At 33.2% G+C, this 14343-nt stretch carries 13 protein-coding genes and 1 pseudogene; 9 read left to right on the forward strand and 5 right to left on the reverse strand.

Annotation, left to right across the window (positions count from 1 at the left end):
• Positions 1-82: 82 nt before the first annotated feature.
• On the reverse strand, positions 83-2806 hold the full coding sequence (locus AC0NJG_RS18100; RefSeq protein WP_140421290.1) for a sensor domain-containing phosphodiesterase: 2724 nt from the start codon (positions 2804-2806) through the stop codon (positions 83-85).
• Positions 2807-3227: 421 nt separating this feature from the next.
• Here AC0NJG_RS18100 and AC0NJG_RS18105 point away from each other — a divergent pair, with 421 nt between their 5' ends.
• The 4 genes from AC0NJG_RS18105 to AC0NJG_RS18120 all read left to right on the forward strand — a co-directional run bounded on the left by AC0NJG_RS18105 (position 3228) and on the right by AC0NJG_RS18120 (position 5892).
• Positions 3228-3617, forward strand: a complete 390-nt coding sequence (locus AC0NJG_RS18105) for a VOC family protein (RefSeq protein ID WP_087954534.1) — start codon at positions 3228-3230, stop codon at positions 3615-3617.
• A gap of 208 nt (positions 3618-3825) precedes the next feature.
• On the forward strand, positions 3826-4641 hold the full coding sequence (locus AC0NJG_RS18110; protein ID WP_087954535.1) for an alpha/beta fold hydrolase: 816 nt from the start codon (positions 3826-3828) through the stop codon (positions 4639-4641).
• Between the two features lie 34 nt (positions 4642-4675).
• Positions 4676-5251, forward strand: coding sequence for a histidine phosphatase family protein (locus tag AC0NJG_RS18115; RefSeq protein ID WP_087954536.1), 576 nt, complete (start codon positions 4676-4678; stop codon positions 5249-5251).
• A 323-nt stretch (positions 5252-5574) separates the two neighbouring features.
• The gene (locus AC0NJG_RS18120; protein ID WP_044791624.1) at positions 5575-5892 is read left to right on the forward strand and encodes a hypothetical protein; all 318 of its coding nucleotides are present in this window, start codon (positions 5575-5577) and stop codon (positions 5890-5892) included.
• Between the two features lie 114 nt (positions 5893-6006).
• Here AC0NJG_RS18120 and AC0NJG_RS18125 read toward each other — a convergent pair.
• Positions 6007-6621, reverse strand: a pseudogene (locus AC0NJG_RS18125) (YczE/YyaS/YitT family protein); the annotation flags it as partial.
• A 195-nt stretch (positions 6622-6816) separates the two neighbouring features.
• Here AC0NJG_RS18125 and pepT point away from each other — a divergent pair.
• On the forward strand, positions 6817-8049 hold the full coding sequence (pepT, locus tag AC0NJG_RS18130) for a peptidase T (RefSeq protein ID WP_474063263.1): 1233 nt from the start codon (positions 6817-6819) through the stop codon (positions 8047-8049).
• A gap of 37 nt (positions 8050-8086) precedes the next feature.
• Here pepT and AC0NJG_RS18135 read toward each other — a convergent pair whose 3' ends face one another.
• Genes AC0NJG_RS18135 through adaA form a run of 3 tightly spaced genes read right to left on the reverse strand, consistent with a single transcriptional unit; the run spans position 8087 to position 10102 of the window.
• Positions 8087-8998 (reverse strand): DNA-3-methyladenine glycosylase family protein, encoded by a 912-nt coding sequence (locus AC0NJG_RS18135; protein WP_048550006.1) that lies wholly within the window; start codon positions 8996-8998, stop codon positions 8087-8089.
• The gene (locus AC0NJG_RS18140; RefSeq protein ID WP_044791632.1) at positions 8995-9525 is read right to left on the reverse strand and encodes a methylated-DNA--[protein]-cysteine S-methyltransferase; all 531 of its coding nucleotides are present in this window, start codon (positions 9523-9525) and stop codon (positions 8995-8997) included. The genes AC0NJG_RS18135 and AC0NJG_RS18140 overlap by 4 nt, the downstream gene beginning before the upstream one ends.
• Positions 9512-10102 (reverse strand): bifunctional transcriptional activator/DNA repair enzyme AdaA, encoded by a 591-nt coding sequence (adaA, locus tag AC0NJG_RS18145; protein ID WP_087996569.1) that lies wholly within the window; start codon positions 10100-10102, stop codon positions 9512-9514. The genes AC0NJG_RS18140 and adaA overlap by 14 nt, the downstream gene beginning before the upstream one ends.
• 154 nt (positions 10103-10256) lie before the next feature.
• Here adaA and AC0NJG_RS18150 point away from each other — a divergent pair, with 154 nt between their 5' ends.
• The 4 genes from AC0NJG_RS18150 (at position 10257) to AC0NJG_RS18165 (ending at position 14331) form a co-directional block, all read left to right on the forward strand.
• Positions 10257-11015 (forward strand): exodeoxyribonuclease III, encoded by a 759-nt coding sequence (locus AC0NJG_RS18150; protein ID WP_000767600.1) that lies wholly within the window; start codon positions 10257-10259, stop codon positions 11013-11015.
• 300 nt (positions 11016-11315) lie between these two features.
• On the forward strand, positions 11316-12281 hold the full coding sequence (locus tag AC0NJG_RS18155; RefSeq protein ID WP_087954540.1) for an iron-hydroxamate ABC transporter substrate-binding protein: 966 nt from the start codon (positions 11316-11318) through the stop codon (positions 12279-12281).
• A 27-nt stretch (positions 12282-12308) separates the two neighbouring features.
• Entirely contained in the window at positions 12309-13316 is a 1008-nt protein-coding gene (locus tag AC0NJG_RS18160) for a FecCD family ABC transporter permease (RefSeq protein ID WP_087954541.1), read from the forward strand.
• On the forward strand, positions 13309-14331 hold the full coding sequence (locus AC0NJG_RS18165) for a FecCD family ABC transporter permease (RefSeq protein WP_087954542.1): 1023 nt from the start codon (positions 13309-13311) through the stop codon (positions 14329-14331). Before AC0NJG_RS18160 ends, AC0NJG_RS18165 begins: the two co-directional genes overlap by 8 nt.
• Positions 14332-14343: the final 12 nt, after the last annotated feature.

Raw genomic sequence — 14343 nt, forward strand, 5'->3', positions numbered from 1 at the left:
TGTGAAGGAAATGAAAAGTTGCAAAGTACAAAAAAGGAAAGAAGAGTCCGTCTCTCCTTTCCTTTTCGTGTATGTATTTACGCTACAGAGAATGAACACCTTTTTTGAGAAGAGTAGAAAATGAATCAGCATGAATAGGCTTGCTGTAGTAGTAGCCTTGAATAAATTGACAATTATTTTTTTGAAGGAAACTCACGTGTTCTTTCGTTTCTACACCTTCCGCGATAACTGACATTCCTAATGTATTTGCTAATGTGATGATTGTTTTAATAATTTCCATTCCATCGTCACATGTTTCAGACATTGTAATAAATTCTCGTGGGATTTTTAACGTATCGATTGGATATAAAGGTAAGTAAGCTAGCGAAGAATAGCCTGTACCAAAGTCATCGATTGAAATATGAATCCCTAAACTTTTTAGTGTACGTAGTTTTATTAATGTTTCTCGCTCATCCATCATTGCAATTCGCTCTGTTAATTCAAGATCGAGAGAACTTGCTGGTAAGCCTGTATTTGCTAATGTTGCAGAAATAGATTTTACAAAATCTTCTTGTTCAAATTCTTTAGCAGATAAGTTTACACCTATTTTTAAATGTGAATATCCGAGTGCGTGCCAACGTTTCATTTGCTCACAGGCTTGCTTCAATGTCCACTTTCCTATTGGAATAATTTGTAGTGTTTCTTCTGCAATCGGAATAAATTCGTATGGAGAAATAATACCTAATTCAGGATGATTCCACCTAATTAAAGCTTCTGCACCAATAATTTTATTAGATTCACTATCAACTTGAGGTTGATACAAAAGGAACAATTCTTCATTTTGTATTGCGTTTGGTAAATCTTTTTCTAATCGTAATCGTCTTTCAATCTTTCTAGCGATTACATCGTCATAAATAGAGACGGAGTTAAGCTCTTTTGCCTTCGCATCATACATTGCAACATTAGCGTTTTTTAATAGTGTGGTGATATCGATTCCGGAATGTGGATAAATAGCGATGCCGATACTAAGTGATAAAGTTAATGTATGCTCATGTATGACAAAGGGTTTTTCCATACTTTCAAATAATTGATTACATAACTCGAATAAGGAATCTTCGTCAGTATAGTTTTCAATTAAGATTGTAAATTCATCACCGCCGATTCTTGATAGATGAATATGTGATGGAAGACATGATTGGAATCGCTTTGCTACTTCTTCTAATATGTAATCCCCTGAAGAATGTCCAAGTGTGTCGTTAATTACTTTAAAGCGATCTAAGTCCAAATATAATAATGCAAACTCGCTTTCTGTCGTTTTAGCATTTTTTATAATTCTTTTTAATTTCTTATGGAAAAAGGCACGGTTCCCAATTTTCGTTACAGTATCATGGAATGCTAAATATTTTATTTCTTCTTGCTGTTTTTTTAATGCAGTAATATCTTTCACCATAATATAGCTTCCTGAAATTTGTCCGTCTATCATAATAGGGACGATAGTAACGTATAAAAAATAAGTAAAGCCATCTTTATATTGAGAACTAAGTTGTAAGGATGCCGATTCTTGTTGTTTCACTTTTTCTAATGCAGATGCTAGTTTATGTTTATCTTCATCTAAAATAATTGAAAAACATGTTTCACCAAGTAACTCGTTCGTTGGTGCTCCAAGTAGTATACTTCCAGCTTTATTTACATTTAAGAATACACCATTTAAATCAATTGTAAAAATAGGATCAGGGTGATATTCATATAATGATTTGAATTTTTGTTGCTTTTGAGATAGAGCCTCTGATTTATGAACTAAATCTGAAGTCCGTAATGTAACTTTTTCTTCTAATTGGGCATTAAATACTTGTAAACGTTTGGTTAGGGAATTGTTTTGCATACGTACAATAGAATGACGAATGAGTACGAAAATAAAAGTAATACAATTTCCCGTAATGAGAGTGGAAGATGCTGTTTGTTCTTTTAACGTAAACCCGATTAGTATTGCAACGGCAAGATAAGGAAATACAACTAAAGCCTTCTTTCCTATTATAGGGTTAACAATGAAATAATTTTTATGGCTATTATGATCTTCTGAAATAGATCCAGCTATTGCAATAAGCAATACAGGTATTCTATATAAAAGACGTAATAATGTTATCGTTTCAGTTGATAAATGATTATTTAGGTAAAAATAAATATAGTTAAAAGTTGCAGAACTTATTAATACAAAAATAAAGATATAAATTTTCCGTTTGGAATTAAAAATTGTTGGACGGAAAAAGAGACTAACACCTAGTAGAAGAAATAATAAATCTGCAATTGGATATAGAAATGAAAGGAAAACATCTCCTAGTGAAAGAGAGAATATATTTAAATTTGGTTGATTAAATAAATACCACTCCAATGTGAATATGGAAGTAAGTACTATGCATATATCACAAATAAAGAACGCTTTTTCCCATTTATCGCATTCTTTTAAGATTTTATAGCAGAAAGCGATAAGACAAAAGAGTAGAAAAAACATGTAAAATACATCAGAAATTGTAAAACGATGTATTGGAATTTCGAAGAAGCTATCTTGATATGTATATACTATTTTTCCTAATAAAAAACTACCAATTGCTATTGTGATACATATCCAAAACGGATTTGAACTGACTTTTTTAGAATATATAGAGTAAATGAGTGATACAAATGTAATAGCTTCAACAATAAGTGAAGCGAAGCGTACATCTGAATTTGAAAAATGAGTAGGGAACAGATAGAAAAACATAAAATAGATTGAATAGCATATTAATGTCGCAATTAATATACATAGTTGTAAATTTTTATTTAATTTCAATAAAATCACCTTCTTTAATTATGTACTATATTCGTAATATCTATACATAATAATATTATTTAAGAATTGTATCAGATTTCCTTATAAAAATCATGCGTATAAGGAAAGTGATGAAGAGTTTAATACTTCTTAAAATTAAAAAAACATGGCGTTTGATAGTATGTATTACATCAAGATTTTAAATAGAAATTGTATATTTAGTCATCCTTTGAATTTTAAAGGTTTTTTAGTGGTTCGCAAGTGAATATGTATAATTGCATAAGGGTATAACATTCAATTTTATATAAAATTGAATGTTATAAAGTATAAACTAAACTTTTGTATGTATCTATTCTCATACGAATGAGGGATTTCAAAAAGATGTTACGTATATACAATAGTACGTAAGCATATATAAAACATTTAGTATGGGAGGAAAAGTATGAAGAATTGGGTGAAGTTTCGAATAGCACGTCCAACTGATCAGTTTGAAAAGGTGATAGAATTCTATGAAAAAGGATTGGGCTTAAAACGTATAGGTGAATTCTATGATCATGAAGGCTATGATGGGGTCATGTTTGGACTCCCAGATGAAGAGTATCATTTAGAATTTACAAGACATTTTGACGGGAGTCCTTGTCCAGCTCCGACCAAAGATAATTTACTTGTATTTTATATGAGTGAAGATAGTGAAATGAAAAAGGTAAGTAAAAGGCTGTATACATTGGGATATGATGAGTTGGAACCTGAAAATCCATACTGGAAAGACAAGGGGATAACGATAGAGGATCCAGATGGCTGGAGAATTGTGTTGATGAAATTAGAAGAATAATGTGTAATTATGCTTGAAGTTCAAGTAGGAGGAAATACGTAAAAGGGCTTTCTTTTGAGGGGGACACTCATGGAAGGTTTTTTTGTATGAAATCTGAAAAATAAAATTTGAAATTATATTCTGGAAAGTAATAAAATAAGAACGTGTACTCCTATGGGTTTGAGAGGGGTGTCTGTAAAGATGAATAGAACACTAGGGGGACTTTTTTATGATATGCCGGATTAAGGATGCAGAAATATATTATGAAATCATTGGCGAAGGAAAACCTGTCATTATTATACATGGCTGTGCACCTGATCATAGGTTAATGCAGAGGTGCATGGAATCAGTATTCGAAAAATATAAAGGTTACCAAAGAATATATATTGATTTACCTGGCATGGGGAAATCGAATGCTCCAGATTGGATAAATAGTTCAGATCATATGTTAGAACTGTTAATTGCATGTATTGAAGAAATCATTCCGACGAAAAACTTTTTATTAGTAGGAGAATCTTATGGGGGATATTTAGCTAGAGGTATACTCACAAAGCTGTTTGAAAGAGTTAATGGATTACTATTAGTCTGCCCTGTTGTAGTAGCGGATCCAGAAAAAAGGACTCTTCCAGATAAACAGGTAATTTTACAAGATGAGGACTTTTTAAATAAGCTCACTTCTACGGAAAGAGAGGCATTTTGTGAGTTAGCAGTAGTAGCAAACGAATATACATATAAGCGATTTCAAGAAGAAATTAGACCAGGGTTAGATGTTGCTAATTATGAGTTTATTGAAAGGTTGCAAAAGAATTACTCTCTTACTATGAATTTTCATCATATGAAATATGAGAAACCCGTTCTTTTACTAGCTGGAAGACAAGATATATCGGTAGGTTATCAAGATATTATAGAAATTATTGATGATTATCCAAGAGCGACATTAGCCGTGTTAGATATGGCAGGGCATAATTTACAAATTGAACAACCTGAATTATTCGAGAGTTTAGTAGGAGAATGGATTAAACGGACAAATCAGCAAAGTTTATAAAAGATGAATGAATTAATATTTTCAAGGAGGAAGTATGAGTACATATATCTATATGGTTAGACATGGTGAATCACCAAAATTAGAAGAGGGTGAAAGAACACGTGGTTTAACTGAAAAGGGAAGTTTAGACGCTCATAGAGTAACAAATATATTAAAAACAGAGGGAATCGATACTTTCATTTCAAGTCCATATAAGAGAGCTGTATTAACGATAGAAAAAACAGCCGATTTCTATGAAAAAGAAATATTAATATATGAAAATCTTAAAGAGTGTATGTTTTCCAGTGGCGATCAAGTTATATCAGATAAAGAGGTGTATCCACTTGTAAAGAAGATGTTCTCTGAAGCGGATTTTGCACGAACGGAAGGAGAGTCATATGCGGATTGCCAAAGAAGGGTAGTGAAAGTATTAAAAGAAATCTTAATGGATTTTCAAGGACAAAAAATTGTAATTGGTACACATGGCCTTGTCATGACACTCATGATGAATTATTTTGATAAGCAATACGGGTTTGAATTTTTAATGAATACGTCAAAACCAGATATATATAAGATGGAGTTTAAAGAGGAACAATTAATGAATGTAGAGAGATTATGGAAAGCAGAATAAAATTGGTTGTATGGGCTTTATTGTAAAAGTTACTTTTATAGCAAAATCTTCTTATTTGAATAGAAAGTATTTTTATCAACTATTTTTAGAATGTTAAATCAATAAGTAATTATTCAGTTTCTGAATAATATAATTGAAAGTTGGTTTAAGTAAACAATTTTAAATGTGACAAAACTCCAAACGTTGAATTTATATTCAATAGGAGAAAAAGATGTAGAATTTTGTCTTACTGTCCTCGTTTACTTTTTATTTCATTACATATAGGCTTTGTGGTGTAAGGGGGGACATCACCTTTACGCAAAATCTATAAGGAGGTCATTGTAATGAAACAAATTAAAAAGTTTGCGGGAGTTGCTTTAGCGGGGACGATTGGATTAAGTGGACTACTGTTTTTAGAACCAAGTGTAAGCGCTGCGGAAGTACAGCAAGTGAAAGAGGAGAATTTCAATGCAATTGATGTATCGATGAATCTAAATGAATTATATGTATTAAGTGGCAGAAGCATTGATGTTCTTTCTGGAGATAAAGAAGCAATTCAGCTAAACAAATACACAATTCGTTTTAGTAAACCAGGGAAGTATGTGATTAAAGTAAATGGCTGTATTTATGACGATGTATATACTTTTATTGTGAATGATTAGTATATCTTCTTAAATTATGGAATAAAAAAGAAACACCCTATTTGCGGTGAGAATCGTAAATAGGGTGAATTTACTTGTATTAAACTGTACTTTAAATATGTTCACTAATTTTTTTTTGTTATGTAGAGTATGTAGAAGTGTTTGAAATACCTTAAATGATTGCTGAAAGATTGGACTTTGAATAAATGTATACAGAAAAGTTACGATAAAAACAGGACCCCCTAGCATAAATCCAATAACTAGTACAATACATTCTACTATGATTCTAGCACGGCTAATAGATAGACCGGTTTTGTCGGAAATAGTAAGCATGAATCCATCACGAGGTCCAGCGCCGATTCCAGCCGCAACATACATCCCTCCCCCGATACCTGTAATGGTGATACCAGAAAATAGAATGAGTAAGTTTAACCATAAATAATCACTAGCGTTTGGAAGAATATTTGATTGTAAGAAAAAGTCCATAATCGGACCGATAAGTAGTGCATTTAAAAATGTGCCTATATTTATATATTTTCGATCTACTAGTAAAGAAATGAGAACGAGACATAATCCACATATGACACTCCACGTACCAATAGTCCATCCAAACCTTTGGTAGAGAGCCATGTTTAAAACTTCCCAAGGATGTAAACCGAGAAATTTAACTTTTACTGCAAGAGCATTTCCAAGGCCGAAAAAAATTAATCCTAAGAAAAAAAGAAAATAGCGAAAGAGAGTTAGCCTCATCTTTAAAACCTCCCATATTGTATAATTATGTATATTACATGTAAGAGTTTTAATGTACAAATATTACGACTTTTCAACCGGTATTTAAAATAGCTAAAATACAAATGAAATATATGTATTCACAGTCAAAAAAGTTAAAATATTTCGTCTCAAGGATTATAATAGAGAAAGAAATATAAAAGGGAGTGAACGAGTTTGAAACAAGAACTTATTGAAAGATTTACGAGATATGTAAAAATTGATACGCAATCAAATGAAGAAAGTCATACAGTGCCAACAACACCTGGACAAATTGAATTTGGTAAGTTATTAGTGGAAGAGCTAAAAGAAATTGGGTTAACAGAAGTGACGATGGATGATAACGGTTATGTAATGGCAACACTTCCTGCTAATACGGATAAGGATGTTCCAGTCATCGGCTTTTTAGCACATTTAGATACGGCAACAGACTTTACAGGGAAAAACGTAAAACCACAAATTCATGAAAATTTTGATGGCAATGCGATTACGTTAAATGAAGAGTTAAATGTTGTGTTAACGCCAGAACAGTTTCCAGAATTACCATCATATAAAGGACATACCATTATTACAACTGATGGTACGACACTTCTAGGAGCAGATGATAAAGCTGGTCTGACTGAAATTATGGTTGCAATGAACTATTTAATACATAATCCGCAAATTAAACATGGGAAAATAAGAGTAGCATTTACGCCGGATGAAGAAATTGGTCGTGGGCCAGCGCATTTTGATGTAGAAGCGTTTGGTGCATCATGTGCTTATACGATGGATGGAGGTCCATTAGGTGGTTTAGAGTATGAAAGCTTTAATGCTGCAGGCGCTAAGTTAACGTTTAACGGAACGAATACACATCCTGGAACAGCGAAAAATAAAATGCGTAACGCAACTAAACTTGCGATGGAGTTTAATAGCTATTTACCAGTAGAAGAGGCACCAGAATATACAGAGGGGTATGAAGGATTCTATCATTTACTTTCTTTACATGGTGATGTTGAGCAAAGTAAAGCGTATTATATTATTCGAGATTTTGATCGTGAAAATTTTGAAGCGCGTAAACATAACGTTGAAAATATTGTGAAGCAAATGCAAAAGAAGTATGGACAAGATGCAGTCGTTTTAGAAATGAATGATCAATACTATAACATGCTTGAAAAAATCGAACCAGTGAGAGAAATTGTTGATATTGCATATGAGGCAATGAAAAGTTTAAATATCGAACCAAATATTCATCCGATTCGCGGTGGAACAGATGGATCACAACTATCGTATATGGGATTACCAACCCCAAACATTTTCACAGGTGGTGAAAACTATCACGGTAAATTTGAGTATGTTTCGGTAGATGTTATGGAAAAAGCTGTTCAAGTTATTGTGGAAATCGCAAGACGATTCGAAGAACAAGCTTAAAAAAGAACCAAGTAGTGCGGATGCGCTACTTGGTTTTTTAGTATAATACTCGCCACAAATAAAAAGTTGCGTAAGACTCCCAGTTGATCCAATTTGCCGCAAAATCTTTTATTTCCTGTTTAGTTGGTTTACTTTCGGAACCTGTTATATATTTAATTGCATTGTGCAAACCAACATCGTCAATTGGAAAAGCAGAAGGGAATCGTAAACAGCGCATTAAAACATAGTGGGCAGTCCACGGACCTACACCATGTATAGCAGTTAATTGTTTTTCAGCAATCTTTACATCTTGTGTTTGTAGTAAAGATTCTTTTGATAGTTTTCCTTCTGTAATAAGCTTTGCAATACCGATTAAATATTCACACTTTCGAGTCGTCATTTTTAAATTTTTGAGATCTTCTACGTGTAAATTGGCAATCGTTTCAGGAGAAGGGAATATCCAATGTTTTCTATCGTTCCATTCTACATAACTTCCAAATGTCTCGACTAATCTTCTTTTTAGCGTATAAGCATATGTGAGGTTAATTTGTTGACCGATAATTCCCCAGGAAAGTGCTTCAAATAAGTCTGGAATACCTAAGGTGCGAAGGCCATTATATTGTTCAATTGGTCTTTGAAGGAGTACATCATGTTTAGCCAATGTATAAAAGGGAGTTAAATCAGTAGTTAAATCAAACCACTCGTTCACATAGTTAGCTATAGCTTCGTGTATCGATTCTTCAGATGTATATAATTCTTCTAAAAAACGTATTTGAATATTTCCATCTATATTCATACTAATTTCAACTAAAGGATTTACATCGTGAACAGGGATAACTTTATAAATTTTGTTATCTTCAATGTGGAACATACATTCATTGTTAGAACGCGATAAATAGCGTAAATTTTCTTGGAAACTAAATTCTGTTGGAACTGCTAAAATTAATGCGCTAGTATAGTTTGCTGTCATATGCATTCTACCTGCGACTTTTCTAATGTAAGCAACGCTTTCTTCATTTCTAATCCGCCTCTAAAGCCGGTTAGTTTACCATTCTTTCCAATAACACGATGGCAAGGAATTGTAATAAGAAGAGGATTGGCAGCAATAGCGGTAGCAACGGCACGTACAGCAGTAGGTTTTTGTATTGTTTCGGCAATTTTTGAATAAGAGTATGTCTCCCCATAAGGAATTTCACGTACCGCATTCCAAACAGATAATTGAAATTCAGTTCCGTAAGCATCGATAGGGAATGTAAAAGCTTCTCGCTGGATTTCTAAATACTCGATAATTTCTTTCGTATATGTTTGTAGATAATTGGGATTACAGGTCAAAATATGTTGGGGCAATTTTTTTCTAGCCCATATATTTAGTTCTTCAAAGTTTTCATTTTGAGACCCAATGAAACATAATCCATTTTCAGTTGCAGCAATATGAAACTGAAAATGTTTATGTGTAAGTAGCATCCAATATATAAACTTATTTTTATAGGAATTCATTATTGTATCCCTCTTTCATTTCATTCTTTTTTCGATATTCAGTAGGCGTAAATCCGGTTTTCTTTTTAAATAAAGTTGCGAAATACTCTGGGTTTTCTATCCCGACGGCAGTACTAATTTCTTTAATGGAGTGATTGGTTTGTAAAAGGTGTTCTGCCGCTTTAACAATTCTGAAATGCTGTATATATTCTATTGGACTTATTCCTGTCATTTTTTTGAAAGTGCGTTGTAAATGAAAGGGGCTACCATGGCACATTTCCGCAAGTATGTCGAGAGTTAATAATTCATCAAAGTGTTTTTCGATATAAACTTTTATTTGTTCTACCCACTCTTCATTAGGTAAAGTGAGCCCATTTGGTTTACAACGCTTGCACGGGCGAAAGTTTTCATTTAACGCTTGCTCTGCATGATGAAAAATTCGTACATTGTTTTTATTCGGTATTCTTGATTTGCATGATGGCCTGCAAAAGATTCCAGTTGATTTCACAGCATAAAAGAATTTGCTATCATAGGAAGAGTCATTATGGATAATTGCTTGCCAATGTTCATTTGTTAACGTAACTCCTTCATTGTGCAAAGAACATCACCTCTGAAATTAGTATAACCTGAATAAAGTGCGTATGTATGTATTCATAAATGTAAGAGCAAGATTACAAAGGTGAAAATATGATTGTTTTTCTATTTTGTGATAGCATGAAATTTGGAAAGAAACATCAAGAGGAGGCCTATAAGTGAAGTTAATTTCGTGGAATGTAAATGGTTTGCGAGCAGTTATCGCAAAAGGTGGATTTTTAGAATATCTCGAGGAATCCAATGCTGATATATTTTGTTTACAAGAGATTAAATTACAAGATGGGCAAATTGATTTAAATCTAGAAGAATATTATACATATTGGAATTATGCTGTAAAAAAAGGATATTCAGGGACGGCTATTTTTTCGAAAAAAGAACCACTTTCTGTTACTTATGGTTTAGGCATTGAAGAGCATGATCAAGAAGGACGTGTTATTACTTTAGAATTCGAAGATTTTTACATCATTACATTATATACACCAAATTCAAAACGTGGATTAGAAAGATTAGATTACAGAATGAAATGGGAAGATGATTTCCGGGTGTATATTAAACGATTAGATGAGAAAAAACCAGTTATTTTTTGTGGAGACTTAAACGTTGCTCATAAAGAAATTGATTTGAAAAATCCAAAAAGTAATCGTAAAAATCCTGGGTTTTCTGATGAAGAAAGAGAGAAGTTTACATGTATTTTAGAAGAAGGATTTATTGATACGTATCGTTATCTATATCCTAATCAAGAAGGCGCATATTCGTGGTGGTCGTATCGAATGGGAGCGAGAGCAAAAAATATTGGATGGCGTTTAGATTATTTTGTTGTTTCTGAAAGAATGAAAGACCAAATAACAGAGGCGAAAATTAATAGTGAAGTAATGGGATCAGACCATTGCCCAGTTGAATTACATATAAATTTCTAAAAAAAGAAGTATCCACCTGACAGTAGGCGGATACTTCTTTTTTAATTCAGTTTGTTAAAATTTTTCAAATCTTTCTTGAAATAATTACATATTAAATATATAATTAGTAACGATAATCATTATCAATGAAAAGGATTATCAATGGGTGAGGTGTAATAGAATTATAGCTTAGGGGAAGTGAACGAGAATGAGTTCTGGATAGAATTATTAATCTAATGAAATATATATGTAAGACAATTTTCATATAGTTAAATTTTATTGAGAATATAGTTTTGAAAATTCGAGAGGAGATATATAAAGATGAATAAGAAGTTATTTACATTAGGGATGGTTACAGTTTTAAGTGTAGGACTAGCAGCATGTAATAGTGCAGATAAAACATCAGGAGAAAAAACGCAACAGCCAAAAGCTAGTGAGACGAAAAAGGACGAAAAAAGAAAAATTACATATTTAGGTAAAGAATATACAGTGCCGGCAAAAGTAGATAAAATTGCGACAGCTAGTTTAGAGTCAATGGAAGATGCGGCGGTACTTGGTATTAAGCCAGTAGGTGCTATTACTGTTGGTGGTAAATTACCGAAGTATCTTGAGAAAGATTTAGAGGGTGCAAAATCTGTTGGTGAGAAAATGGAACCAAATTTCGAAACATTACTTCAATTAAAGCCAGATGTTATTACATCAAGTACGAAATTCCCAGCAGAAACAGCTGAAAAATTTACGAAAGTAGCTCCTACATTCCCGGTATCACATGTTTCAACAAATTGGGAAGATAACTTAAAGTTAATGGGAGAATTAACTGGCAAAAAAGATAAAGCGGAAAAAATTATTAAAGATTACAATACGGACGCTGAAAAAGCAAAAGCAAAACTAGGAGATAAGTTAAAAGACAAAAAAGTACTTGTTATTAGACTAAGAGCAAACGAATTATTCCTATATCCAGAAGGAGTATACTTCAACCCTGTAATTTATAAAGATCTTGGACTAACTGCTCCAGAACAATTAAAAACTGTAAAAGCACAAGAGAAGATTTCATTTGAAAAACTTGCTGAACTTAACCCAGATTATATTTTCTTACAATATGAAACAACTGAAAATAAAAACCCGAAAGTGCTAGAAGAAATTGAAAGTAATCCAATTTGGCAAAGTATGAATGCTGCGAAAGAAAAGAAAGTATTTGTAAACGTTGTGGATCCAATGGCACAAGGTGGTACTGCTTGGAGTAAAACAGCATTCTTAAAAGAAGCAGTGAAAAATTTATCTAAATAATACAATAAGTAAGGTGCGTTGAATGATATGCAGAAAACAAATGCAGTACCAGTAACTATATTATGTATAGCACCCATACTCATCTTATTTACAGTTATACTTTCTATTTTGTATGGGGCGAAAAGTATTGATGCTGAAACGGTGTGGAACGCATTATTTCATTTTGATTCAAGTGATGTAAATCATAATATTATTATTACTTCACGTTTACCAAGGGTAGTTGCAGCTCTTTTAGTCGGAGCATTTCTAGCCATATCAGGAGCACTTATGCAGGGGATGACAAGAAACTATCTTGCATCCCCTTCTATTATGGGTGTGACGGATGGAGCAGCCTTTGTTATTACACTTTGTATGATTTTTCTCCCAGGAATGTCATCCATTGGTATGGTGATATGTTCAATGATTGGTTCTGCACTAGGAGCTGGTATCGTATTTGGTTTTGGTTCACTCCTTCAAAATGGCTTATCACCAGTTAGGTTGGCAATTATCGGAACAGTTATTGGAACATTTTTAAGCAGTGTATCGGCTGCAATGGCTTCGTATTTCCAAATTTCTCAAAATGTTAGTTTTTGGTTTAATGCAAAATTAGATCAAGTTGATCCTAATATCATTAAAATTACGATGCCGTTTGGGATAATTGGAATAATTTTAGCACTGTTCATATCAAATTCTATTACGATTCTCTCTTTAGGCGAAGAAGTTTCTATTAATCTAGGGCAACGTACAAAACTAGTTAAAGCGATGGCAATTTTATCAGTTATTTTCTTAACAGGAACGGCAGTTGCTTTAGTGGGGAAAGTTGGTTTTGTAGGTTTAATTATTCCGCACATTACTCGCTTTATAATTGGGGTAGATTATAAGTGGATTTTGCCATGTGCAGGCGTTATTGGTGGCGTTTTTCTAGCGTTATGTGACGTTTTAAGTAGATTTGTAAACTATCCATTTGAAACACCGATTGGAGTCGTTACCTCCTTAATTGGAATTCCTTTCTTCCTGTATTTAATCCGTACAAGAGGAGGAGAGAGACATGCTTAAAAGCTCAAATCAACGTTTCGGAATGACGATGGGGATACTTATATTTTTAATACTATGTGCTATTTATATTAGTTTAACGAATGGTACGTTTGACATTACGATTACAGATGTATGTAAAACACTCCTTAGAATAGATCCAGTACCGGACCATGATTTAGTTATTTTTGAGTTTCGTCTTCCGCGCATCGTAATTGCTGGATTAGTAGGATTAGGCCTAGGCGTTGCAGGTGCTGTAATTCAAGGGATTACAAGAAACGGACTGGCAGACCCAGGTATTTTAGGAGTAAATGCGGGAGCAGGAACAGCGATCGTCATCTTTATGTTTTTCTTTCAAGGCCAATTAAAGAGCACAGACTGGGTTTCTATTATGATGATGCCAATGTTTGGTTTAGTAGGTGGATTAGGTGCAGCTATCATCATTTATCTGTTTTCTTGGAAAAACGGTAAGTTAGATTCGCAACGTCTTTTATTAACAGGGATTGCAATTGGATCAGGATTTGGGGCATTTTCTATGTATTTATCACTCAAAATGAAGTCAACGGATTTTGAAATGGCTGCAGTATGGGTGTCTGGAAGTATATATAGTGCAAATTGGAAGTACATTATTGCCATGTTGCCGTGGCTTATCATATTAATTCCTCTCATACAAAAGAAAGCTTATTTATTAGATTTATTTCAGTTGGAAGAAACGAGTATTACAAGTTTAGGTGTTTCGCTAGAAAGAGAGAAATCAATTTTACTATTAAGTAGTATCGGACTTGTGAGCGCATGTGTTGCTGTTTCAGGAAGTATTGGTTTTATTGGATTAATGGCACCGCATATAGCGAAAAGACTTGTCGGTATTCAGCATAAGCATATCATTCCTACGTGCGGAGTAATCGGAATGTTTCTTGTAATTGCTTCAGACTTTATTGCAAAAACAGTTTTCACACCTGTAGAGTTACCAGTGGGAATCGTTATTTCTATTGTCGGTGTACCGTATTTCTTATATTTACTTTATAAGGCGAAAGCGTAAGGGGAGGAATAA

It is taken from the genome of Bacillus sp. SSR7, from assembly GCF_055902415.1.

Coding starts and splice junctions, on each gene's coding strand:
- AC0NJG_RS18105 (WP_087954534.1), top strand. CDS start 3,228: ATGAAGAATTGGGTGAAGTTTCGAATAGCACGTCCAACTGATCAGTTT.
- AC0NJG_RS18110 (WP_087954535.1), top strand. CDS start 3,826: ATGATATGCCGGATTAAGGATGCAGAAATATATTATGAAATCATTGGC.
- AC0NJG_RS18115 (WP_087954536.1), top strand. CDS start 4,676: ATGAGTACATATATCTATATGGTTAGACATGGTGAATCACCAAAATTA.
- AC0NJG_RS18120 (WP_044791624.1), top strand. CDS start 5,575: ATGAAACAAATTAAAAAGTTTGCGGGAGTTGCTTTAGCGGGGACGATT.
- AC0NJG_RS18135 (WP_048550006.1), bottom strand. CDS start 8,998: ATGACAGCAAACTATACTAGCGCATTAATTTTAGCAGTTCCAACAGAA.
- AC0NJG_RS18140 (WP_044791632.1), bottom strand. CDS start 9,525: ATGAATTCCTATAAAAATAAGTTTATATATTGGATGCTACTTACACAT.
- AC0NJG_RS18155 (WP_087954540.1), top strand. CDS start 11,316: ATGAATAAGAAGTTATTTACATTAGGGATGGTTACAGTTTTAAGTGTA.
- AC0NJG_RS18160 (WP_087954541.1), top strand. CDS start 12,309: ATGCAGAAAACAAATGCAGTACCAGTAACTATATTATGTATAGCACCC.
- AC0NJG_RS18165 (WP_087954542.1), top strand. CDS start 13,309: ATGCTTAAAAGCTCAAATCAACGTTTCGGAATGACGATGGGGATACTT.